The organism is Telluria sp. ZB4P34 (assembly GCF_059686055.1).
On record NZ_JCASIF010000002.1, the window covers coordinates 91,212 to 112,964 of the forward strand.

Genomic DNA, 21,753 nt, shown 5'->3' on the forward strand with positions numbered 1-21,753 from the left:
GCTTACACTTCCGGCAAACCCCTTTGCCACGGATGTGTATGAAGAACGGCGTGCTCATCGCCAGCGCCTGCCTGCTTGCCCTGCTGTCGACCATCGGCGCCTCGCTCGCCTATCCACTGTTGCCGCCCCTGTTCTCCGGCGCGGGCGCCGCTGGCAGCGAACTGAACACCTACCTCGGCCTGCCGCCCAAGCTGCTGTTCAGCATTGCGCTGATGGTCAATCCGGTCGGGATGCTGCTCGGCAGTGCGCTGCTGGGATCGATGTCGGACGCGCTCGGACGCCGCCGCATCCTGCTCCTCACCACGGTCGGCGCCGCCGCTGGCCACCTGCTGACGGCCTACGCGCTCTTGAACCAGTCCTACCCGCTGCTGGTCGCCGCCCGCTTCTTCACCGGCGTGCTCGAGGGGAACGGCGCCATCCTGCGCGCGCTGCTGGCCGAGCGTCTCGCGGGGCCACTGCGCAACCATGCCCTGTCCTGGCTGAACGGTTCCTCGAACCTGGGCTGGCTGGCCGGCCCCCTGCTGTCCGGGCTCACGGCGAGCCGCAGCATCACACTTCCCTTCTACGTCGCCGCAGGCGGACTGCTGCTCGGCGCCATGCTGGCGATGCTGGTGCTGCGCCACGAGCCGCCTCCCGGCGCCAGCCGCGGCTGGTGGTTCCAGGTGCGCGAGCGCCACGCCTTCAGCTTGCTGCGCCACGGCCCACTGCAGACCCTGTTCCTGATCCACCTCGCCTATTCCTGCGGCGTGGCCGGCTTCTACGAATTCTTTCCGCTGTGGCTGGTGGAAACGGGCGGCTACGACGCGGCCGGGATCGCCTTCGTCAACATGGCGATGTGCGGCACCATGACCCTGGTCGCCCTGTTCGCCGGCCGCGCCCATGCGCGCGACGCGCGACTGCGCGTGAGCAACCAGGCGGCCGCCGTTGCGCTGGCGATCCTGTGCGTCGGCCTGGGCAATCTCTGGATAGGCATGGCGGCCATCGTCGTGTTCGGCGTGCCGCATGCCTTCTATAATGCAACCCTGCAGGCCTGGGCGGCCGACCGTTTTGCCGGTCATGGACAGGGGGCCGTGATGGGTCTGCTGTCCACCACCTTCTGCCTCGCCCATATTGTCATGGCGCTGGGCGGTGGGCTGCTGGCGCTGGTCGACACCCGGCTGGTGCTGGTGACGGGCGGCCTGCTGGCGGCGTCGGCGGCCTTCAACATGCGGCGCTGGAGCCGCCAGGCCGCGCCCACCTACGAGGAATTCGCATGAACACGGCTGAACAGACCTTATTGCTGCTGAAGACGCGCGGCGCCCAAACCGCCCAGGCCCTCGCCGAGGTCTTGCACCTGAGCTCGATGGCGGTGCGGCGCCAGCTCGAGGCGGCCGAAGAAAAGGGACTGGTCAGCCACGTCGACACCCCCGGCAAGGTGGGGCGTCCGGTACGCCTGTGGCAGCTGACCGAGCCGGGACACGCCCGCTATCCCGACCGCCATGCGGCGCTCACGGTCGACTTGATCGGCCAGGTACGCGCGCTGTTCGGCGAGGCGGCCATCGACCGCCTGATCGACGCCCGCGAGGCGGCCAGCGAAGCGGCCTACCGGGCCGCGATCGATCCGGCGGCGCCGCTGGTCCAGCGGGCCGCCGGCCTGGCCGTGCTGCGCGAGGCGGAAGGCTACATGGCCGAGGCGCACGCGGCGCCGGATGGCAGCGTGCTGCTGGTGGAGAACCACTGCCCGATCTGCGCCGCCGCGCGTGCCTGCCAGAACTTCTGCCGCTCCGAACTGGACGTGTTCAGGCGCGTGCTGGGCCCAGGCGTGCAGGTGGAGCGCGTCGAGCACCAGCTGGCCGGCGCGCGGCGCTGCGCCTACCGCATCGAAGCGGTTCCGGCGCAGCCGCCTGCCTGAACCCGGCCCGCAATGTCCCGATCTGCCCCGATGCATGTGAAATTGCGTGAGCTTGTTGCGCCAATGCGCAGGTATGCTGCACACTTTCGGTCTCGCGCATTTTGTCATGACAGACGTGATGTTTTCCTGGTTGTTCCCACTGGCGCTGCTCGCCTGCGCCGCCCTCGTGCTCGTGTTCCGCTTTCCGGAGCGGCGCTGGCCCCGGCCGCTGGCCGTCTCGGCTGCCGGGGCGATCCTGGCGATGACGGTGTTCGACGACGCCGGCGCCACGCGCGCCATCCTGCTGACCGGCCTCGTCCTCACTGTCGGCGCCGCAGTGGCCGAGCGCAAATGACATCCGGACGACGAAGCTGCCGATGACCGAGCCGCTGCGCCACGCCATGAAAGGTGCACGATGCTGCAGATGAAACCGTTTGTGCGCTCGGTGTCGATCGACCCGCGCGCGGACCTGGATCTCGACGCCTATCCGTTCACGATTCCGGCGGTGCGCGAGATGGGCGTGCTGGACATGCACCCCGACGTCACGTTCTTCGTGGGCGAGAACGGCGCTGGAAAATCGACGGTGCTGGAAGCGATCGCGGTCGCGCTCGGCATGCCGGCCGAGGGCGGACCGCGCAGCGTGCACCGCCCCCAGCAAGAGGTTTCCGCCCTGCACCGGCACCTGAAGCTGAGCAAGGGATTCCGGCAGCCGCTACACGCCTATTTCCTGCGCGCCGAAAGCATGTTCGACGTGTTCAGCTACATGGACGAGGTGGGCGGCAGCAGCCGCAACGGCGCCGGCCTGCACTTGCGTTCCCACGGGGAAGCCTTCGCCGAGCTGTTGCTGAATTTCAGGAAAGGCGGCCTCTATCTGCTCGACGAGCCGGAGGCGGCCTTGTCGCCGAACCGCCAGCTGGCGGCCCTGCGCATCATCGACGAGCTGGTCAAGGAAGACGCGCAGTTCATCATCGCCACCCACTCACCCATCCTGCTGGCCTATCCGCGCGCCCGCATCCTGTGCTTCGACAGCAGCGGCATCTCGCCGATCGCCTACGAGGATACCGAGCATTACGCGACCACGCGGGATTTCCTCAACCACTACCCGCGCCGGCTGGAGCAGTTGCTCGGCGACGAATGAGCCGGCTGCATCTTGCGGTGCACGGCGTCAGTCGCGCAGGCCCTCATGGCGCCAGGCCGCCGGCCAGGCCGGCAGCGGTATCCGCTCGTCGTCGCCCGGCACCGGCACGAAGGCATTCGCCTCCCAGTCGCGCGCGGCCTGTTCGATGCGCTCGCGGCGCGAGGACACGAAGTTCCAGAAGATGTAGCGGCGCCCGTCCAGCGGCGCGCCGCCGATGAGGACGAAACGCGCGCCGGCGCCTGACGACACGCGCAGCTGGGCGCCCGGCGCGAGCATTGCCATCGTATTGGCGGGAATCGCCTCGCCGTCCACCTCGATGGCGCCGATCGGCGCATACACCGCGCTTTCCTCAGGCAGGCCGTCCAGCAGGATCGACCCGCCGGGCGCCAGTTGCACGTCCAGGTAGAGCGTGTCGCCGAAGCGCGGCACCGGGGAGCTGCGGCCGAACGCCGTCCCCACCAGCACCCGCACGGTGGCGCCCTCGAAGGCCACTTCCGGAATGTCCTCGCTTGGCGTGTGCGAGAACGCCGCCGGCGCTTCCTCGAGCTCGCGCGGCAGCGCGGCCCATAGCTGCAGGCCATGGGTGCGGCGCACCCGGTCCAGCAGGTCGTCGGGCGTGCGCTCGGAATGGACGATGCCGCTGCCGGCCGTCATCCAGTTGATCGCGCCCGGCTCGATGCGCTGCTCGGTGCCCAGGCTGTCGCGGTGCATGATGGCGCCCTCGAACAGGTAAGTCACGGTCGCCAGCCCGATGTGCGGATGCGGGCGCACGTCGTGGCGCGCGCCCGGCTGGGCTTCCACCGGACCCATGTGGTCGAAGAACAGGAAGGGCCCGACCGACTGGCGCGCGGCCGCCGGCAGGATGCGCCGGACCGTGAAGCCGCCGCCGAGGTCCTTGTCGTGCGATTTGAACAGGTGCGCGATGCTCATGAGGATTCTCCGTGCTTGCGTGATGCGCTTACTGTACACCATCGGCGGCGCCGGCCGCCGGGCGCCGCCCGGCGATCACATCAGCTCGCGCACCACGCGGAAACCCACGATATCGTTGGACAGCACGCTGGAAAAACCGTTGCGCAGCGCCGAACGCAGGTAGCGCGGGTTGTACAGCCACGATCCGCCGCGCAGGATGCGCCGGGCCGCGTCGCCGCCCGTTTCCCAGGCGCTGCCGTCCAGCGGCGCGCCTTCGTAGTTTTCGTGCACCACGTCCTGCACCCACTCCCACACGTTGCCGTGCATGTCGTACAGGCCCCAGGGATTGGCCGGGAACATCCCTGCCGGGGTGGTGCCGCACCGGGAGGCGCCGCGCGGGCTGCCGTTGTAGCTGAAGCTGCCGTCGAAGTTGGCCTGGTCGGGGGTGATCGTGTCGCCGAAGCTGAAGGCGGTCCTGGTGCCGGCCCGGCAGGCGTACTCCCATTCCGCCTCGCTCGGCAGGCGGTAGCGCTTGCCGGTGGCGCCGGACAGCCACGCCAGGTACTGCTGGGCGTCATGCCAGGTCACGCCCACCACCGGGTGGGCGTCGGTCTGCGCAAAGCCCGGTTCGAGCCAGATGACTTCGCCCTGCGGCTCCCAGCCGGTTGCCTGCACGAACACGCGCCATTCGCCCACCGTCACCGGATAGCGGCCCATCGCGAACGGCCGCTCGATGCCGACCCAGCGCTGCGGCGTCTCGCGCTCGAGCCAGCGCTTCTGCGCGCCGGCGGCCATCGCCAGCTTGCGCTCGTGTTCGTGCGAGCCCATCTGGAAGCGCCCGGTCGGGATCAGCACCAGGCTGGGCCCGCTGCCTTCGCCCTCCAGGAAGGGGTCGCACAGCACGCCGTCGCCGTCGGCCACCGGACTGTCCGGCGTCGGCATCAGCTGCGCCAGCTCGGACGCGGTGCGCGCGGCCTGCAGTTCGCGCGCGCGCTTCTGCTCGGCGAGGTAGGCGGCAGCGGCCCTGGCCTGCGCCGCCTTGCGCTGGGCTTCTTCCTGCGCCAGCCGGGACTTGGCCACTTCTTCCTCGCGCCGGGCCAGCAGCTGCCGCCGCAGCGCTTCCTTGCGCGCCGCCCTGGCCTCTTCCTGGGCGGCGCGCTCCTGGCGCTGCTGCTCGCGGCGCTGGCGCTCCACCAGGGCCCGGGCCGCATCCCGCGCCTGCTCCTCGGCCTGGCGCCGGACCGCCAGTTCGCGCTCGCGGCGTTCCTGCCCGGCGCGCGCGGCCGCTTCCTGCTGCGCGATCTCCTCGGGCGAGGGCCCCACCGCTTGGCGCAAGCCCTCCAGCAGCGCGCGCACGGTCGCGGGACGGGCAGACGGGTCGGCGGCGAAGCCGGCGCGCAGGGCTTGCCACTGGTGCGGCTGCAGGGCGGCGGGAGATACGCCCGGGTCCGCGGGCAAGGCGCCGTCCAGCATCTGGTAGATCATCATCGACACCGCGTACACATCCAGCGCGGGGGCCGGCTGGCCCTGCGCGCTGCCGGCTTCGGGAGCGCGGTAACCGGCGGTGCCCGAGCTGCCGGGGGCGTCCAGGGCCGCGCCGCCGCCCTTTCCGGCACTGCCGCGGGCGCGCGCCGCGATGCCGAAGTCGAGCAGCTTCACCTCGCCGCGCCGGGTCAGGAACACGTTGCCCGGCTTGATGTCGCGGTGCACCAGGCCATGCCTGTCCCAGGCGTAGTCGAGCGCGGCGGCGACCGGCTCCAGCAAGGCCAGCACGCGCTCGAACGGCAGCCGTCCCTCGCGCGCCAGCAGGCTGTCGAGGTCCTCTCCTTCCAGGCATTCCATGATGATGAAATAGCTCGAGGTGGCCGGGTCCTGCGCCCACTCGTAGACGCGCACGATGTTCTCGTGCGCCAGGCGGCGCGCGCGCGTCGCTTCCTGGATCAGCAGCTTGGACTGCAGGGCCGATTGGGTCAGCTGCGGCGGCAGGATCTTCAGGGCCACCTGGGCGCTATGGCCCAGTTCCGCATGGGTGGCGAGGTCGGTTGCCTGCCATACCTGGCCCATGCCGCCGTGCGCGATCAGGCGCTCCAGGCGGTAGCGCCGGTTCTGCGGCCCGACTTCCTGGCCCGCCATCAGGCCAATCTCGGTGCCCGGGCGTACGCGCTGCGGGAGTGCGTCCTCAATCCCTGTTTCCACGCCCGCCTGATCCGGCAGGTAGGCCGCATCGAGGATCGCGTTCTTGCGCAGGTCGAACTCGAGACGGCTCAGCAGGCCGTCCTCGTGGAGGGCACGCAGTTCGCGGATCTTGTCGATGGCGGTCTGCATCGCTGCCGTCACGTTCGCCTCAAGCCCGCATCACTGCGGCAATGGCGCGCCGCAGGAGGCGCAGAAGCGCTCGCCCTCGCGCGCCGGGTGCCCCTGCGCGCACAGCCGGACGGCGCCGGCAATGCCGACCCCGAAGCGGGCCTGGGTGGCGAGCAGCTCCACCTGGTGGCGGCGGTCGCGCTCGACTTCCTCCGCGCGCCGCGCCTGTTCGTCGCGCACCAGGTCCAGCGCCTCGCCAGGGGCCAGCCTGCCCTCGCCTGCGACGCCTGCGAGGGCCGCCAGCTGGCCGGCATCCATCGTGGCGTGCACGCGGGTCTTCATGAAATCGGTCAGCAGCGCCGCGTTCGGCGCCGCGGCCAGGGCCAGCTTGGCGGTGTCGTCCATGTCCGCGAACGCGTCCAGGCGGCGCAGTTCGAGCGCATGGCGGCGTTCTTCGGCGTCGAGCTGCACGTCCTGCTGGGCGCGCGACTGGCGCGCATCGAGTTCGATGGTGCGGGCCAGCTTGTCGTGCTGGGCCGCCGTGCGGGTGGTTTCGATGCGCTGGCGCGCCTGCTCGTCTTCCCACTCCTGCAGGCGTTCGGCCTCGCGCCCGCGCGCCGCATTGGCGAGCAGCAGGCTCTGGTGCCGCGCACGGTGCTCCTCCTCGTCGATCTCGCGGGTGCGCCGCGCCGCATCCGCCTCGCCGGCGCGCAGGCGCACGAGTTCCGCCTGGCGGCGGGCGGCGTCTTCGATCAGCCCGGCCTGCTCGATCTTGTTCCGGATCTGCTGTTGCAGCAGCGCCTGCGAAAAGCGCTGGCGCGCAATGGCCTGGGCCTGGCGCGCATCGTGCTGCGCCACTTCGAGCTCGCTGCGCATGCGCACCTGGGCCAGGGCGCGCAGGTGTTTCCATTCCAGCGCCTCGTCCGCGCGCCGTGCGCCCTTCTTGGCCAGCTCGTGTTCGAGTTCAGCCAGCACATCGCCGGCGCCACGCTCGAGCGCCTGCTTGCGCGAGCCGGCGTCGAGGATGCGCGCATACAGCTCGATCTGGCGCGCCCGCACCGCATGGGCGCGGTCGGCGCCTTGCAGGGAGAGCTCGGCACGCGCGATGGCGTCGTCCTGGCGCAGTTCGCGTTCGCGCTGGCGCACGCGCGCGCCTTGCTCGGCGCGGCGCAGGCGCTGCCATTCCTCGGCGTCGTACAGCTCATCGAGATGCTTCGCATGCTCGATCTGCACGTGGCGCTCGTCGGCGGCCAGCCACAGGCTGCCGACCCGGGCGCGGTGGGCGTCGTACTTGTCGTGGCGCAGTTCGACGGTATCGACCTTCACTGCCGCCAGCCCGTATTCGGCCAGCAGGATCTTCAGCCCGCCCTGCAGGCGTTCGTCCAGCTGCGCACGCAGGTCCCGGTTGCCGGCCATCTCGCGCATCGAGCGCGCGCCGACGAATTCCTCGGCCAGCTGGCGCACGGGCGCCGCCAGCAGCTCGCGCAGCTGCTCGCTCTTGATGGTGCCGGGCATGGTCATGAAGTGGCGGGCAAAGGCCGGCACGTTCTCGATGCGCAGGCTGACCGTCAGGCGCGCGCTCACCGCCAGCTGTTCGGCGGTGAGCACCTCGTCGAAGCAGAATTCCACCGGCAGCGCACCGGTGCGGGTGACCAGGATTTCGGCGTGCTGGTCGCGCAGCAGGTGGTTCAGGCGGGTGAAGAAGCCTTCGATCTCGTATTCGCCCTGCGGCACTTCGGTGGCCTTGCTGCCCTGCAAGATGTAGGCGCGGGCGGTCGCCGGCACGCGCAGGGTCTTGACGAACACGCCGGACAGCGCGCGCACGCCGAAGAACACGGCCAGTTCGTCCGGCCCGGCGACCCAGCGGTTCTCGCGCAGCACCGGCAGCGCACTGGCACCCTGCGGCGCGCCGAGGATCAGGCCGCATCCGTTGCAATAGTGCGCGTCCCCGCCATGCTTGCGCTCGCAGCGCGGGCAACTGGCGCCGCCCAATCCGAACATCTGGAACATATCCGACTCCGTTTCCTAAAACACCCAACACTGCACGGCACCCGCCGATTCTAGCAAAGCCATGGGCAATTCAAATGATCCCGATCCGGTCCACGCAGGCCAGGCTGGCCCCGCGCGCCTTGATCTGGTCGCGCCAGCCCGGCGGCAGCTGCGGCTCCCAGGCGCGCGGCACCAGGATCCGGTCGCCAGGCGCAGCTTCGCGCGCCAGCAATGCGCATTTCGGGGCGCCGCCCTCCACCGTGTCGACCCGGCCGGCATGCCAGCTTGATGACTGGCCGGTAGCCAGCACCCGGCCGCGCGCCAGGAATTCGCGCCCGCGCGCCATGCGGTCGGCCATCACCAGCGCCAGTTCGAAGGAGCCGCCCTGGAAGCGGGTCTCGCCAAAACGCACCGTGGTGCGCCACTGCCCGGCGCCGCGGCCGTCGAAATGACGCGCGCCCACCAGCACCGCGCGGACCCGGGCCTGCAGCGCGGCGTCCAGCCCGGGCGCCGCGATGCTCGCCTCTTCTTCGCCATCCTGGCCATCGTGCGGCGCCGGCCGCACGCTCACTTCCACCCAGCACAGGCAATCTGCTTCTCCGCCGCTGACCAGGGGGAACCAGGCGCGCGCCGCCGAGACGGCGGCCGCAGGATCGGGATGCCCGCTCAGGGCGCCCAGGTGCGGCAAGCCGCCCTCGCCGCCGACCAGCACCCCGAGGGGCGCCTGGCGCAGGCCGTGGCCGTCGATGCGTCCCAAATGCCAGGCGTCGGACCATCCGTTCGCCACCAGCGGCGGCTGCGACGGGTCCGGCCGCCAGACGCTGCGTACCATGCGGTCGGCCAGTACGCAGGCCAGTTCCCAGTCGCGGCTGTCCGGCGCGGGCGCCCGGTCGAGGCTCAGCACCACCTGCTCGCGGCTGTCGAAACGCGGCTCGGTGTGGCGCGCCAGGCGCACGACTTCCTGCATCCGTTCGGCCAGCGCCGGGGCATCCGGCACGCTGCACTTGATCTCGGCGCGGCCGCCGCGCGGACGCACGGTGGCCGTCACGGTCAGCAGGGAACCGTCCGGCGCGATGCTGCGGCAGGTGATGGCGGCGCTCATGGCGCCACCTCGCCCGTTTCCCGGCGCGCCGCGCAGTCGCATTCGAGGTTGGCGACGATGCGGTCGGCTTCCTCCAGCAGGGCCGGCACCATGGCGGCGTCGGCCAGCTTCATGCGCGCCAGCAGCGCCCATCCCTCGTCCAGCGCGGCGGCCGCGCGCCGGCTGTGGCGCGCCCGGCGCAACTGCACGTTCGGCGCCAGCGCCTGGCCGGGCGCGGCCAATTCGAGCGCCGGCATGGTGCCCACGGACAGGCTGACCAGGTCGAGGCGGCGCAGCAGGTCCTGGTGGCGGCGAAAACCCGCGCAGTCGCCCGGCAGCACCGCAAGGCGCAGGCCACACATCAGGCCCGGCAGTTCCAGGAACAGGCGCCGCAAGGCTTTCTCGTCTTCGCGCGCGGCGTCGAAGGCTTCCTGCTTCGGCGCCGCGGGCGTTGGGAGCGCGGGGAGCGGCTGCGCCGCCAGGCGCGCCGACAACAGCGCCGCGAGGTCGCGCGACGCGCCCAGGTCGACTGGCACGCAATCGTCCACCATCACGCCGAAGCGCGTGTACAGCAGCTGGTTGAAACCGGTGCGGAAGGCATTCCACTCCTCGAAGCTGGTGCAGGGCGGCAGCGCGAGATTGCCCTGGGCCAGCTCGCGCTGCAGCGCCGCCTGCAGCGCCGCCACGAAGCCGTCCAGCGCCACCCGCTCGCCCGCTTCGCTGGCCAGGAACAGGTCGAAGCGCTGCTGCGCCTCGCGCGGGTCCGGGGTGTCGAGGGCGACGCTGACACGCAGGCCGATCTCGGGCGCGGCGGCAAACGGGACCAGCTCGCACGCATAGGGCCCGGGATGGACGCACCAGGCCGTTTCGCCGTCGAGGATGGCGGCGCGCGCACCTTCGCTCAGGCGCCGGGTGTGGCCATCGCGGTTGGCCAGCACGGCGAAGCACCCGGCCGGCACCGTGCAGCCGCGCGCGAGCGGCAGCGCGATGACGGCAGCGCCCAGGCCGGCAAGGTCGGCCGGCGGCTGGCGAAACGGCCGGGTGAACAGGTTCAGCATGTCAGTCCCCGGCCGGCTCCACGGCGAAGCGGCCGCCCTGCTGCTGGAAGTGCGCCGCCGGCGGCGCGGCAAAGGGCCAGGGCCCCTCGCATTCGCCGTCGCTGTCGAGCACGCCCTCCAGCACGGTGGCGCCGGCGCCGTCCAGCACCCGCAGCGCCCCCGCGCCCTCCAGCAGCGTGGGCGCCAGCGGCGATTGCGGATCCAGCTGCAGGATCACCCGGTCGCCCACGAAATGCAGGCGCCAGGCGCCGTCGTCCGTGACCAGGCTGTCGAGCGCTGCCCCGCCGTCGGCGGCGCGCAGCATGCCGCTGCTCCCCTGCCAGCCCCGGTTAGCGCGTCGCCCCGCCTGTGCCCGGCGCTGGCCGGCGAGCGTGCGCAGGCGCCGCGCCGTCAGCGGCGAGGCCTGCAGCGCGGCGCGTTCGCCGGCCGTCAACGGCCGGCTGCCGTCGAGCGCCTGCAAGAGCACCGCGTCCGCCAGCACCAGGCGGTCGCCGTCGACCCGGCGTACGGCCAGCAGGCGCGCCTGCAGCTTGCGATCGAGTTCCGTCATGCCCATCGAGATTCCTCCTTCGTGCCCGCTAACGCTTGCAATCGTTGAATGGCGGCGTCGCGCCGCTTGCGCAGGGTCGGCAGCGACACCGCGTCCAGCAGCGCAAGCTGTTGCATCGTCGGCAGCTCGCCGCTAGCCGGATCGAGCCACTCGGCCGGATAGCTGTCGTCGAACGGTCCGAGCAGCTTCAGGTAGACCGCCAGCCGTACCGGCAGGGAATCGCGCTCCATCACCCGCAAAGCCCAACTGTTGCGCTGCTGCGACGCCGCCGCCACCTGGAGATAGCCGGGGGGCAGTGAAACACGCTGCGCCAGCTGCCGGTCCAGCAGGAGCGCCGGCGCGGGGTCGGCTCCCGCTTCCTCTTGCGGCGCGCCGTCGGCTAATGCAAGTTCATCCTGGCCGGCCTCGAGGATCCGGTCCGGGCCCGGCGTGCTGGCCGCCTCGGATTCGCCCAGCACGCGCCAGTAGTCGTCCAGCCAGGCCCCGGCGTCGCCCGCGTCCTGCAGCCAGTCGCGCTCGCCGTTCGAGGACAGGGCCTCGTACTCGCCGATCTCGCGCAGCATGGCGCCGATCTTGTCCGGACTGTCCTTCAGGCTGGCGAAGCGCTTGGAACGGGTATGCAGCGGCCCGGCCGCGCCGGTGAAGCGCTCCAGGGTCTCGCTCCAGCGCAGGATCCACTCGGGACGGCAGTCGCCCACGCCGCGCACCAGGCGCGCCTCGATCGGCTCGGCCTCGACCGCGCGGCCGAGGATGGCGCCGGCCTGCTCGCGGTGCTCGCGCCAGCCGGCCAGCAGGCGCGCCACTTCGCCGTAGGCGGTGTCGAGCATCCGGTAGGCATACATGCGGTTCGGGCTGCAGGGGCGGCCGCAGGCGGCCTGGTAGTTGTCGCTGTCGACCTTGTCGCGCAGGACGGCGTACATGTCGTTGAATTTCTTGCGCAGCAGCGCTTCGCCCCCGGGAGCATCCCAGAACGGGCCCATGCGCGCATGTTCGGCTGCCACCGCCGTGCACAGCGCGGCCCAGTCGCCTGGCCGGGCCTGCAGTTCGTAGACCAGGCTCAGGGCCAGCTCGGAGACCGTGTCGCCATAGCTGTTGCCGGCCGCCGCGCCGCGCGCGCCGCGCGCGCCGCGCGCGCCGCGCGCGCCGGCATGCAGCGCCCGCGCGAGCGCATCGACGTACTGCGCCAGCGTGTCTGCAGGTTCGGACTCGATCAGCCGGGCGGGCATGACGCGGGCGAGCGCCGCCAGCGAGCATTGCCCCAGCAACTTGCGGACCTGCTCCCAACCGTGCTCCTGGTACCGGGTTCCCGGCAAACGCATACCTTCCTCATCCTCGATGGCCTTCCGCAAGAGCGGATTGTCAACAGATGATGCCATACAAACACAACATCAAGGCGCGCAGATGAGGGTCAATCTCCCTTCTGTTCAGGGGACTGCGGGCGCATGGCGCGCAGCAAGGCCGCGACGATCGGCGCGGCGTGGGCGCCGCCCGTCAGGTCCGACTCGCTCACGAAGGCGGCAAAGGCGAGCCGGCGCGTCTGGCCCGGCACGGCGCCGGGCTCCAGCCAGCCCATGAACCAGACTGTCGCCCGGCCGTCGGCGCCGGTGGGAGCGGTGCCGGTCTTGCCGAACAGCCCGGCACGCAGGCCTGCGAATTCCGTGGCGCGGAAGGCGCCGGCCGCCGTGCCGCCCTCCACCACGCCCTTCATGCCGGCGCGGATGCGGTCGAGGCGCACGCCGACCGGCGGGCCCGCCTGCTGCCCTGCCTCGCGCCCGTCCAGCGCCAGGAGCAGGCGCGGCGTGACGATCCTGCCCTCGCCGACGGCGGCCGCGACCAGCGCCATCTGCAAGGGCGTCGCCTGCATGCGCAGGCCGATCGCCATCTGGCGCACCTCGTGCCGGGTCTGGATCGGGTCGAGCATGGCGCCGCTGCCCTGCAGCGCGTCCCAGGCGGTCCAGCGATAATCGGGCGGCAGCAGGCCGCCGTCCAGGCGCAGCGGGACGCCGAAGCCCAGCCGCCTTGCCATCCCCGCGACCGGACGCACCGGGTCGAGCGCGCCAGGTTCGATCTCGCCCATGCCGGGCATGCCACCCTGCGGCCGGCCGCCCAGGCTGCGGTCGCCCAGCTCGGCCGTCCAGGCGAACCAGGTGTTGACGCTATGCGTCATCGCCTGTGCCAGGCCCAGGCGCCCTTCCACCGCCCTGCCGGCGGCCGGCTGTTCGCGGAAGTTGGTGATGCGCGCTCCGCCGCCAACCGGATAGCTCGGCGCGGCGGTGCGAAATCCGTAGCCGGCATCGCGTGCGGCGGCATCGATCGCGGCCAGCGGCATGCCGCCCAGCAGTGCATCGAGCCGGCCGTCGGTGCGCGCCGCCGCTTCCAGGCCGAGGGCGGTCACCACCTTGAACGTGGAGCCGGGAGCGCGCCCGGCTCCACCGTCGTGCTGGAAGGCCGGCAGGCGCAGGGGGCTGCGGGCCGGGTCGGCGCGGTCGAAATCGCGCAGTTCCGCCCAGCGCGCCGGGTCGGCCCGACCCAGGCCGGCGCCGGCCGCGGCCAGCACGTCGCCGTTGCCGGCATCGAGCAGGACCAGCCCGGCTTGCCGTCCCACGGGCGCCGCCTGGGCGCCGCTGCAGGTGCTGCCGTCCCACTGTCCCTGGCGCAGGCCGATGCATTCCAGCGCCGCCTGTGCGGCCCGCTGCAAGCCCAGGTCCAGGCTCAGGCGCGCCGCATGCACGGCGCCAGGCAGGCGCGCCAGCATGCCGGCCACGCTGGATGCGTGATCCCGGTGCACGCCCAGCAGCGGGCCCAGCCCGGCCGCCTGCGCCGCCGCGCTGGCCCTGCCATCCACCCAGAGGGTTTCACCGTTGCGGCCGCGCAGCGCGACTTCCGCGCCGGCGGGACGCGCCGCAGCGTGTGCCGCCGGCAGCGCCTGCCAGGCCAGGCGGCCATCCTCGGCGCGCACATGGCGGTAGCCGGCGTCGGCGCTGCCGGCGAGCTGCGCCAGGTCGAGCGGTTCCAGCTCGAGCACGATGCGCGACGCGCCCGGCAGCGGCGCCAGCACCAGGTGCTGGACGGCGCCGGGGTCGCGGCAGGCCCGCCCGTCGCAGGCCCCGGCCACCCTGGCCGTCGCACCCTCGACCCGGCGCAGGCGCCCGGCCACCAGCAGCTCGGCCGCCTGCGCGCCGTCGAGCGTCAGCATCGCGCTGGCGGCCGCACCGCCGCCGTCCCAGGCGGCGACGCGGCGCCATGGCGTCCAGCCTTCCGGAAGTCGCGCGAACAGGCGCATCGCGGCCACCGGCAGGCCCTCGTCCTGGGCCACCGGCGCACCGCCCACGCTGGCGCGCCAGGCGGCATCGCTGCCCGGCCGCACGCGCCAGGCCAGCAGCCGGCGCTCGCTGTTGAAGACCCGCAGCTGCTCGCGCACGAAGGCGCCGTCGGCGCGGTAGTAGAGGCGCTCGAGCAGCTTGCGGCCGGCCGCGTCGAGGCGCAGGTGTTCCCAGCCCGGCAGCGGCGCGCGCTCGTCCGGGCGGGCGGCACGCCAGGCCGCGAGGTCGCGCGGCGCCATCTCGGCCAGGCCGTTGCGTCCCAGCCGGACCAGTCCGCGCTGGTGCAGGCGGTCGAACAGCTGCGCGTCTTCCAGCGCGCGCGGCCGCGCGGCCGGCACGGTGTGCTCGCCCGGAGCCAGCGCCAGCGCCGGCAAGGCCATGCCGGGTCCGAAGGCCTGCACCAGCCCGGCGCCGGCCGCGCCCGCGACCGCCCGCTGCACCAGCAGTTCGCCGGCTTGCGGACACGCATGGCTGGCGCGGCGGGTGAAGCGCAATGCGCCGCCCTGCCACACCAGCCAGCCCGTCTTGCCCAGCAGGCCGTCGCCACGCGCGCCGCGCAGCGCCAGGCCATTCCCGGCATCGCCGATCCATGCCGCCCGGGCGCCGCCCGCGCGCCAGGCCAGGCGCAGGGCTCCCCTGGCATCGCCGCGCAGGTCGACGCGCGGCATGCTTGAACCCGGCGCCGCCAGCAGCAGGCTGCGGCCCGGCGTTCCGGCCAGTGCGGCCGCTTCGCCGAACGGATAGCCGATGCGCAATGGCGGCAAGTGGGGGCGCTGCGGGTCGGGCAGCTGGGTGCACAGGTCGATCCGCACCGGCGCTTCCAGGCGCATGCCGGACGCCACCACCAGCGCGGCCGCGCCGTGCTGGACGATCCCGACGCCGGGCTCGCGCGGCACGCGCACGGTCACTCCGCCCAGCAGCGGCTGGAATGCGGCCAGCGCCGCGCTGCCCGCCGGCGTGTCGGCGCCGGTGGCCGGCAGCGAGCGGGCCGACAGGGCCAGCACCACGGCGCCGAGCGCCGCTACGGCGCAACCCAGCAGCACCCACGGGTTCACTGAACGGGGGCGCCCGGCCGCCGGCCGCGCGGCGATGCGCAGGTTGCGTGCGCGCCGGCGCGCCGTGCGTCCGGCGGCGAAGTAAGCCATGAATGATGAGAGTGCGGCAGTCATCGGGGTGTCCACAGGCGCGGCTTCCGGGCGGCCGCTTCGCAGGACGCTAGCGGAGGGAGGGTGAAACACAGCTGTACGGCGACAGGCGCGCACGTTCGCACGGGCTTTTCGACAGGTCATTCCGCGTTTTACGCGTCTCGTCGCAAGCCGCTCGCGACATGGATTGCCTTGTCCTACAGTGCACACATCGACAACCCACCTGCAAGGAGAAACACCATGAACATCATGAAGCATATGGAAGCCGTCTTCGTCGTCGCGATGAGCCTCGCGGTTCCGGCCAGTTACCTGGCGGACGCGATTCCCGACGCCCACGCCCGTAGCTACAGCGCCGACGCCGCCATGGTCGCCAGCGGCGACAAGGCCGCCGTCGTGACGGTGACCGCCAAGCGCCTGTCGGGCGAAGAAAAGCAGGCCGCGGGAGTGCGCGGATGATGAGCTGGGGCCGGCCCGCTGTCGCCTGGACGCGACAGCGGCCGCCTCGTCACACCCTCACTTGTATCACGCTGCTGCGCAATTCGCGTCCGCATCTGTTTCAGATGTAAGCATCTGCTTCAAACCGCCCTGTCGGCGACGTCCGGCGATATAGTGGGTCATCCGTTCTTGGATCTGGAGACCTGACATGAAGCGCACCCTTTCCCTTGCTGCCCTGATCGCAATTGGCGCCGCCCTCGCGCCGGCGACAGCGATGGCGCAGACCGATTTCCAACTCTACATCGGCTCGGCTCCGCCCGCGCCCATCTACGAACACGTGCCCGGCCCGCGCCACGGCTATGTCTGGGCTCCCGGTTTTTGGGAATGGCGCGGCCATCGCCATGCCTGGGTGCCGGGCCACTGGGTCGCCGCCCGGGCCGGCTATGTATATGCCGCGCCGCGCTGGCACCAGCGCCAGGGCCGCTGGTACATGGAACCGGCGCGCTGGAACCGCCACGACCGCGACCGCGACGGCATCCCCGACCGCTATGAGCGCCGCGGCTATGCGCCGGTGTATGCCGGCGGCTACCGCGACGGCCGCGACTACTATTATCGCGACGGCTACCGCGATGGCCGCGGCAACGGCTACCACCGCGACCGCGACCGCGACGGCATTCCCGACCGCTACGAGCGTGGCGGCCGGCGGGCAGGTGCAGACTTCGACCGCGACGGCGTGCCGAACTACCGCGACCGCGACCTCGACAACGACGGCGTCCGCAACCGCCGCGACCGCGATATCGACGGCGACGGCGTCCCGAACCGCCGCGACGGGCGTCCCGACAATCCGTATCGCCGCTGATCAAGCGGTCCAGGAACGGAACAAGGCACCTTCGGGTGCCTTTTTGTTATCCTTGCATCATGACCGACAGCATTCCCGACGACCCCGCCGACCACGCCGCCCTGCTTGCCGCCGCCTTCAAGGGAGAGCTCGCCGCCAGCCGCGCGCTCGCCGCCCGCACCGGCATGGCGCAAGCCGAGGCCTTGCGCGCCACGCTGACGCTGCGTGCGGGCGCCGCGGGCCTCGGCCAGCTGTTGGCGGCGCGCAGCGCCGAGCGGCTGCGTAGTGAGCAAGGCGCCGTGGCGCGCCGGGCGCACGCCGCGGCGGCCCTGTCGCGGCGCCAGACGGTTCCCGCTGCCGCCCCGGCGTGGCGCGCCTGGTTCGACGGTTCGGCGCGGCCCAATCCGGGCCGCTGCGGCATCGGGGCCGTGCTCGAAGGTCCGGGCCAGCTGCGCGTCGAGCTGTGGCGCTCCGCCGGCTACGGCAACAGCAGCGAAGCCGAGTATTGCGCGCTGATCGCCGTGCTCGAAGTGGCCGTCGCGCATGGCGCCGGCGCGCTCGCCGTCTACGGCGACAGCCAGGTGGTGATCGACGACGCCAATGCGCCCGACTGCGCCTGCGCCCCGGCGCTGCGCCCCTACCGCGAGCGGGCGCGCGCCCTGCTCGTCCAACTCCCCGGCGCCACGCTGCGCTGGATCCCCCGCCACAGGAATGCCCAGGCCGACGCGCTGTCCCAGCGCGCCGTGGCGCTTCCGCCAACCGTAGAGAACGAGCAGCACGCATGATCGACCCAAAGGACGAACCGAAGACCGACCTCGCGAGCTGGCGTCCACGCCTGGCCGCGCTGGCCGCCGGCAGCGGCCGGGTTGACAGCGCCCACGACGGCGCCCACGACCTCGCCCACCTGGAACGGGTGTGGCGCACCGCCCGGCTCCTGATGCAGAAGCATCCCGGGGCCGATGCGCTGGTCGTGATGGCGGCCTGCTACCTGCACGACCTGGTCAACCTGCCGAAGAACGATCCCGCGCGCGCCCAGGCCTCGACCCGCTCGGCGCAGTTGGCGCGCCACCAGCTGGCGTGGATGAATTTCCCGCCCGGGCGCCTGGATGCGGTGGCGCACGCGATCGCGGCCCACAGCTTCTCTGCCAACATTCCTGCCGAGACGCTGGAAGCGAAGATCGTGCAGGATGCCGACCGCCTGGATGGGCTGGGCGCGGTGGGACTCGCTCGCATGTTCTACATCGCGGGCCTGATGGGCAGCAGCCTGGCACACCCCGACGACCCGCTCGGAACGGCGCGCGAATTCGACGACCGCAGCTATGCGCTCGACCACATCATGGTGAAGCTGGCAAAGCTGCCCGGCATGATGCAGACCGATGCCGGCCGCGCGCTGGCCGAGGAAAGGCTGGCGCGGCTGCTCGCCTTCCGCGAAGAATTCGCCGCCGAGAGCGGCATCCAGCCGGGCTGAGCGCCCGGCAGGCAGGCAAAAAAGGCCGGCCCTGCCGTTCGGATGAAGTTTTCCCAGTGTTAAGATAGTTGCATTCACCTCAACGAGGCATCCATGGCCAGCCCCACAGCCTTACCGGCATCCAGCACCGGCAAACTGAACTTCGTCCTGGTGTGCATCTTCATCGACATGCTCGGCATCGGGCTGATTGTCCCGGTGATGCCGCTGCTGGTGGGACAATACGTCCCGGCGCGCGACGACCAGGCCTTGTGGTTCGGGGTACTGGCCGCCACCTTCGGCGTGCTGCAGTTCCTGTTCATGCCGGCCCTCGGCGCGCTCAGCGACCGCATCGGGCGCCGTCCCGTGCTGCTGTACTCGATGGGTGGCATGTGCCTGAACTTCCTGGTCACCGCCTGGGCGCCCAGCCTGTTCTGGTTGTTCGTCGGCCGCATCATCGGAGGCATGTCGTCGGCCAGCATGTCGGTCGCCTCGGCCTATGCCTCCGACATCTCGACCAAGGACAATCGCGCGAAAAGCTTCGGCAAGATCGGGGCCGCCTTTGGCCTCGGTTTCATTTGCGGTCCCGTGCTTGGCGGCCTGCTCGGCAACAACGACCTGCGCCTGCCCTTCTACGTCGCCGCCCTGCTCGGCGCCGCCAACCTCGTCTACGGTTACTTCATGGTGCCGGAGTCGCTTGCACCCGGCAAGCGCGCGCCTTTCGCGTGGTCGCGCCTGAACCCACTCGGCGCCCTGCTGCGCCTGGTGCGGCGCCAGGACATCCGCGGCCTGGTGGTCGTCATCACCCTGGTGACCTTCGGCCAGATGATGCTGCAATCCACCTGGGTGCTGTACACCACCTTCCGCTTCGACTGGACCCCGCGCGACAACGGCATCGCCATGTTCTGCGTGGGGCTGGTCTCGGCCGTGGTGCAGGCCGGGCTGCTGGCGGTGCTGATCCGGCGCTTCGGGGAAGTGCGCCTGTCGCTGCTCGGCATCACGTCGGGCGCCCTCACCTTCGTCGGCTACGGCCTGGCCACCCAGGGCTGGATGATGTACGCGCTCATCCTGTGCAACCTGCTGGCCTTTGCCGCCACGCCGGCGCTGCAGGCGATCGTGTCGAAAGCCACGCCGCCCGACCAGCAGGGTGAACTCATGGGTTCGCTGCAGTCGATCAGCAGCCTCGGCGTGATCATCACGCCGCTGGTCGGCACCGCCATCCTCGCCAGCGTCAGCCACCTGCCGCCGGGCGACTGGCGCATCGGCAGCCACTTCCTGCTGTGCGCGGGCATGCAGGCGGCCGCGATCCTGGTGGCCTGGCGCTACTTCCGCAGCCATCGCGTGCACGACAGCCACGGCGACAGGCAGGACAAGGAGGAAGTGCGCGCCTGATCGCGGGCGGCGTGGTGGAGCGGCGGCTGGCCCGGCGCTCGGGACGGTCGATCAGAACTTCATTTCCAGCGTGGCGCGCAGCTTGACGCTGTCCGGGTAGTTCCAGCGGCGCTTCTCGAGGCCGCGCACCGGGTCGTCGTAACTCGGCTCGAAGGAGTTGGTTTCCGCCAGCAGGTTCGACAGCGCGATGCGCAGCACGGTCTTCGGGCTGAAGGTCCAGGCCGCGTAGGCGTCCAGGTCGGTGCGCCCGACACTGTAGAAGCCGCGGTTCGCCGCCACCTGCACGTAGCCGCCGCGCCGGTAGGCCGCGCTGGCGCCCGCCGCCAGCCTGCCCGATTTGTAGTCGGCGCCGAGGTTGGCCGTGAGCGGCGTCTGCTGCTCCATCCGGTTGTACGGACCCGGCACCGATTCGACCTGCGACCAGAAGCGGCTGACGCCGGCGCGCAGGTCGATTTCCGGCGCGCCGGCGAACAGGGCCTTGAGCGGGAACCTGGTCTCGACCTCGAGGCTGCGCAGCACGGCGCGGTCGTCGTTCACCGGCGTGAAGATCCAGCGCAGGCCATCGAAATAGATGCGGTTGCTGGTGTAGTCCTCGATACGGCGCAGCGCGCCGCTTACCGACAGCATCGCGCCTTCGGCCCAGTAGTGTTCCCAGGCCGCGTCGAGACCCCAGGCCAGTTCGGGCCTGAGGTCGGGATTGCCGAGGAAGTCGGCTTCGGTGGCGCTGTTGTTCTCCCATGCCGAACGGCGCGGCACGATGTTGTACAACTCGGGCGCCTTGTAGGTGCGGCTGATGGCGAAGCGCAGCTGGTCCGCCCCTTTGCCCTCCTTTTCCGGGAACTTGTACAAGGTCTGCAGGATCGGGCTCAGGACGCGCGAGCGCACCTGCGTCGTGTCGACGGCATTGCCCGCTACCCGCGTGCGCACCCCTTCCCAGCGGGCGCCGAGGTAGACCGACCATCTCGGGTCGATGGTCCATTCGTCCTGGGCGTAGAAGGCGGCGCGCCCGACATCGGCGCGGAACTCTTCGTCCAGCAGTTCACCCGGGGCGAAGACGCGGACGGTGTCGCGCTCGGCGCGGATGTCCGAGCTCTCATTGAAGCGCAAGTCCCAGCCCAGCGCCAGCAGATGGCCGCCCTCCATCGGTCGGGTGGCCTTGCCGGTGGAATTCACCCCCCGGGCGTGGGTATCGGACAGCGTGCTGCCTTCCGTTTCGGGCAGGCCGCGGGCGTCCAGGCCGCTGCGCCGGACGAACATCTTGCGCGACGACCATTCGGCGCCGAACTTGGCATCGAGCTTCAGGCCGGATTCCAGGGTCCGGGCCCAGCTCAGGTCGGACTTTATCATCCGGTCGTCCATTTTGCCGAAGGTCTGCAGGTCCGGCGTGCGCGGCGGCTGGCCGATCAGGGTGGTGACGATCGGACGCGCGCCGTTGCGGAAGCTGGAACTGCTGGCAATGGTTTCCCATGCCACGGTGTCTCCGTTGTCGAGCGTCCAGTTGAGGCGCGGACTCAGGTTCAGGCGGTTCATGTGTCCCTGTTCGCGCGCGGCCACGGTCCGGTACATATCGACCGCGCCATCTGGCCGGGTGTTCTCCTCGAAGCCGCCCCAGTTGCGATCGAGGCCGTCGTGGTTGCCGATGGCAGAGAGCGCCCAGGACGACTTGTCGCCCTGCTCGCCCAGGTCGGCGCTGAAGCTCGGACCGCGGAAATCGCTGGAGAGCAGGTAACCCAGCTTCGCCTCGCGCTGGCGCTTGCCGGCCTTCTTGCGCAGCACGATGTTGATGGTGCCGGCCACCGACTCCGCCGAGTATTCCGCGGTGGCGACGCGCAGCACCTCGATGCGTTCGATCGTCTCGGGCGACAGCGTGTCGAGCGCGAAGCCGGCCGGGGTGCGTTCGCCGTTGACGAGGACCTGGGTGTAGCCGCTGCCGAGCCCGCGCATCCTGATCTCGGTACTGCGTCCGGCGCCGGTCGTGACGGTCACGCCCGGAATGCGCTTGAGGACGTCGGCGACGGCGGTGTCGCCGTAACGCGCGATCTCTTCGCGCTTGATGACGATGCGGGCGGCGGTGTCGTCGCGCCGCGCATCGTAGCCGGTCCCCTTCACTTCCACCTGCTGGATCCGCTCGGCGTTCGTGGACTGCTGGGCATATGCCGGAATGAAGGCCTGGGCGCCAAGCCCGGCCATGAGGACTGCCAGATAACGGGGACGGGTTAATGCCATTTGCCATTCTCCAGAAATAATTATTCGACTTTGTGCGAAGAACTATATTCC

At 71.3% G+C, this 21,753-nt stretch carries 18 protein-coding genes; 9 read left to right on the plus strand and 9 right to left on the minus strand.

What is annotated here, in order from left to right; translation table 11 throughout:
* Positions 1-38: 38 nt before the first annotated feature.
* From AC56KL_RS04900 to AC56KL_RS04915, 4 genes are all read left to right on the plus strand, one after another.
* Positions 39-1,256, plus strand: a complete 1,218-nt coding sequence (locus AC56KL_RS04900; protein WP_497179041.1) for an MFS transporter — start codon at positions 39-41, stop codon at positions 1,254-1,256.
* Positions 1,253-1,891 (plus strand): helix-turn-helix transcriptional regulator, encoded by a 639-nt coding sequence (locus AC56KL_RS04905; RefSeq protein ID WP_497179042.1) that lies wholly within the window; start codon positions 1,253-1,255, stop codon positions 1,889-1,891. Before AC56KL_RS04900 ends, AC56KL_RS04905 begins: the two co-directional genes overlap by 4 nt.
* A gap of 106 nt (positions 1,892-1,997) precedes the next feature.
* The gene (locus AC56KL_RS04910) at positions 1,998-2,225 is read left to right on the plus strand and encodes a hypothetical protein (RefSeq protein WP_497179043.1); all 228 of its coding nucleotides are present in this window, start codon (positions 1,998-2,000) and stop codon (positions 2,223-2,225) included.
* Positions 2,226-2,285: 60 nt separating this feature from the next.
* Complete coding sequence (locus AC56KL_RS04915) at positions 2,286-3,008, plus strand: AAA family ATPase (RefSeq protein ID WP_497179044.1); 723 nt, start codon at positions 2,286-2,288, stop codon at positions 3,006-3,008.
* 27 nt (positions 3,009-3,035) lie between these two features.
* Here AC56KL_RS04915 and AC56KL_RS04920 read toward each other — a convergent pair whose 3' ends face one another.
* The 8 genes from AC56KL_RS04920 to AC56KL_RS04955 form a co-directional block, all read right to left on the minus strand.
* Entirely contained in the window at positions 3,036-3,938 is a 903-nt protein-coding gene (locus AC56KL_RS04920) for a pirin family protein (protein ID WP_497179045.1), read from the minus strand.
* A gap of 75 nt (positions 3,939-4,013) precedes the next feature.
* Positions 4,014-6,242: a bifunctional serine/threonine-protein kinase/formylglycine-generating enzyme family protein gene (locus tag AC56KL_RS04925; RefSeq protein WP_497179417.1), complete on the minus strand. Its 2,229-nt coding sequence runs from the start codon at positions 6,240-6,242 to the stop codon at positions 4,014-4,016.
* A gap of 30 nt (positions 6,243-6,272) precedes the next feature.
* A complete protein-coding gene (locus AC56KL_RS04930) occupies positions 6,273-8,231 on the minus strand; it encodes a hypothetical protein (protein ID WP_497179046.1) in 1,959 nt (652 codons plus the stop codon).
* A 70-nt stretch (positions 8,232-8,301) separates the two neighbouring features.
* Positions 8,302-9,312 (minus strand): hypothetical protein, encoded by a 1,011-nt coding sequence (locus AC56KL_RS04935; RefSeq protein ID WP_497179047.1) that lies wholly within the window; start codon positions 9,310-9,312, stop codon positions 8,302-8,304.
* Positions 9,309-10,349 (minus strand): hypothetical protein, encoded by a 1,041-nt coding sequence (locus AC56KL_RS04940; protein ID WP_497179048.1) that lies wholly within the window; start codon positions 10,347-10,349, stop codon positions 9,309-9,311. The genes AC56KL_RS04935 and AC56KL_RS04940 overlap by 4 nt, the downstream gene beginning before the upstream one ends.
* A gap of 1 nt (position 10,350) precedes the next feature.
* A complete protein-coding gene (locus tag AC56KL_RS04945) occupies positions 10,351-10,899 on the minus strand; it encodes a hypothetical protein (protein ID WP_497179049.1) in 549 nt (182 codons plus the stop codon).
* Complete coding sequence (locus AC56KL_RS04950; RefSeq protein WP_497179050.1) at positions 10,896-12,218, minus strand: hypothetical protein; 1,323 nt, start codon at positions 12,216-12,218, stop codon at positions 10,896-10,898. The genes AC56KL_RS04945 and AC56KL_RS04950 overlap by 4 nt, the downstream gene beginning before the upstream one ends.
* A gap of 89 nt (positions 12,219-12,307) precedes the next feature.
* Positions 12,308-15,367, minus strand: coding sequence for a penicillin-binding transpeptidase domain-containing protein (locus tag AC56KL_RS04955; protein WP_497179051.1), 3,060 nt, complete (start codon positions 15,365-15,367; stop codon positions 12,308-12,310).
* A 240-nt stretch (positions 15,368-15,607) separates the two neighbouring features.
* Between AC56KL_RS04955 and AC56KL_RS04960 the strand changes: the two genes are divergently transcribed.
* From AC56KL_RS04960 to AC56KL_RS04980, 5 genes are all read left to right on the plus strand, one after another.
* Positions 15,608-15,823 carry a hypothetical protein gene (locus AC56KL_RS04960; protein ID WP_497179052.1) on the plus strand — a complete coding sequence of 72 codons (216 nt, stop codon included), beginning with the start codon at positions 15,608-15,610 and terminating at the stop codon, positions 15,821-15,823.
* Positions 15,824-16,010: 187 nt separating this feature from the next.
* Positions 16,011-16,661 carry a YXWGXW repeat-containing protein gene (locus AC56KL_RS04965; RefSeq protein ID WP_497179053.1) on the plus strand — a complete coding sequence of 217 codons (651 nt, stop codon included), beginning with the start codon at positions 16,011-16,013 and terminating at the stop codon, positions 16,659-16,661.
* A 59-nt stretch (positions 16,662-16,720) separates the two neighbouring features.
* Positions 16,721-17,425, plus strand: coding sequence for a ribonuclease HI family protein (locus AC56KL_RS04970; protein WP_497179054.1), 705 nt, complete (start codon positions 16,721-16,723; stop codon positions 17,423-17,425).
* On the plus strand, positions 17,422-18,108 hold the full coding sequence (locus AC56KL_RS04975; RefSeq protein WP_497179055.1) for an HD domain-containing protein: 687 nt from the start codon (positions 17,422-17,424) through the stop codon (positions 18,106-18,108). The genes AC56KL_RS04970 and AC56KL_RS04975 overlap by 4 nt, the downstream gene beginning before the upstream one ends.
* A 93-nt stretch (positions 18,109-18,201) precedes the next feature.
* Positions 18,202-19,476 carry a TCR/Tet family MFS transporter gene (locus tag AC56KL_RS04980; RefSeq protein WP_497179056.1) on the plus strand — a complete coding sequence of 425 codons (1,275 nt, stop codon included), beginning with the start codon at positions 18,202-18,204 and terminating at the stop codon, positions 19,474-19,476.
* Between the two features lie 51 nt (positions 19,477-19,527).
* Here the strand turns inward: AC56KL_RS04980 and AC56KL_RS04985 are convergent, their stop codons facing one another.
* On the minus strand, positions 19,528-21,702 hold the full coding sequence (locus tag AC56KL_RS04985) for a TonB-dependent receptor plug domain-containing protein (protein ID WP_497179057.1): 2,175 nt from the start codon (positions 21,700-21,702) through the stop codon (positions 19,528-19,530).
* Positions 21,703-21,753: the final 51 nt, after the last annotated feature.

What these genes read in the sequence shown, in the direction of transcription:
- AC56KL_RS04985 (WP_497179057.1), bottom strand. Translation starts at nt 21,702, where the DNA reads ATGGCATTAACCCGTCCCCGTTATCTGGCAGTCCTCATGGCCGGGCTT.
- AC56KL_RS04975 (WP_497179055.1), top strand. Translation starts at nt 17,422, where the DNA reads ATGATCGACCCAAAGGACGAACCGAAGACCGACCTCGCGAGCTGGCGT.
- AC56KL_RS04910 (WP_497179043.1), top strand. Translation starts at nt 1,998, where the DNA reads ATGACAGACGTGATGTTTTCCTGGTTGTTCCCACTGGCGCTGCTCGCC.
- AC56KL_RS04940 (WP_497179048.1), bottom strand. Translation starts at nt 10,349, where the DNA reads ATGCTGAACCTGTTCACCCGGCCGTTTCGCCAGCCGCCGGCCGACCTT.
- AC56KL_RS04915 (WP_497179044.1), top strand. Translation starts at nt 2,286, where the DNA reads ATGCTGCAGATGAAACCGTTTGTGCGCTCGGTGTCGATCGACCCGCGC.
- AC56KL_RS04925 (WP_497179417.1), bottom strand. Translation starts at nt 6,242, where the DNA reads ATGCAGACCGCCATCGACAAGATCCGCGAACTGCGTGCCCTCCACGAG.
- AC56KL_RS04950 (WP_497179050.1), bottom strand. Translation starts at nt 12,218, where the DNA reads ATGCGTTTGCCGGGAACCCGGTACCAGGAGCACGGTTGGGAGCAGGTC.
- AC56KL_RS04900 (WP_497179041.1), top strand. Translation starts at nt 39, where the DNA reads ATGAAGAACGGCGTGCTCATCGCCAGCGCCTGCCTGCTTGCCCTGCTG.
- AC56KL_RS04905 (WP_497179042.1), top strand. Translation starts at nt 1,253, where the DNA reads ATGAACACGGCTGAACAGACCTTATTGCTGCTGAAGACGCGCGGCGCC.
- AC56KL_RS04965 (WP_497179053.1), top strand. Translation starts at nt 16,011, where the DNA reads ATGAAGCGCACCCTTTCCCTTGCTGCCCTGATCGCAATTGGCGCCGCC.
- AC56KL_RS04945 (WP_497179049.1), bottom strand. Translation starts at nt 10,899, where the DNA reads ATGACGGAACTCGATCGCAAGCTGCAGGCGCGCCTGCTGGCCGTACGC.
- AC56KL_RS04930 (WP_497179046.1), bottom strand. Translation starts at nt 8,231, where the DNA reads ATGTTCCAGATGTTCGGATTGGGCGGCGCCAGTTGCCCGCGCTGCGAG.
- AC56KL_RS04980 (WP_497179056.1), top strand. Translation starts at nt 18,202, where the DNA reads ATGGCCAGCCCCACAGCCTTACCGGCATCCAGCACCGGCAAACTGAAC.
- AC56KL_RS04960 (WP_497179052.1), top strand. Translation starts at nt 15,608, where the DNA reads ATGAACATCATGAAGCATATGGAAGCCGTCTTCGTCGTCGCGATGAGC.
- AC56KL_RS04935 (WP_497179047.1), bottom strand. Translation starts at nt 9,312, where the DNA reads ATGAGCGCCGCCATCACCTGCCGCAGCATCGCGCCGGACGGTTCCCTG.
- AC56KL_RS04955 (WP_497179051.1), bottom strand. Translation starts at nt 15,367, where the DNA reads ATGGCTTACTTCGCCGCCGGACGCACGGCGCGCCGGCGCGCACGCAAC.
- AC56KL_RS04970 (WP_497179054.1), top strand. Translation starts at nt 16,721, where the DNA reads ATGACCGACAGCATTCCCGACGACCCCGCCGACCACGCCGCCCTGCTT.
- AC56KL_RS04920 (WP_497179045.1), bottom strand. Translation starts at nt 3,938, where the DNA reads ATGAGCATCGCGCACCTGTTCAAATCGCACGACAAGGACCTCGGCGGC.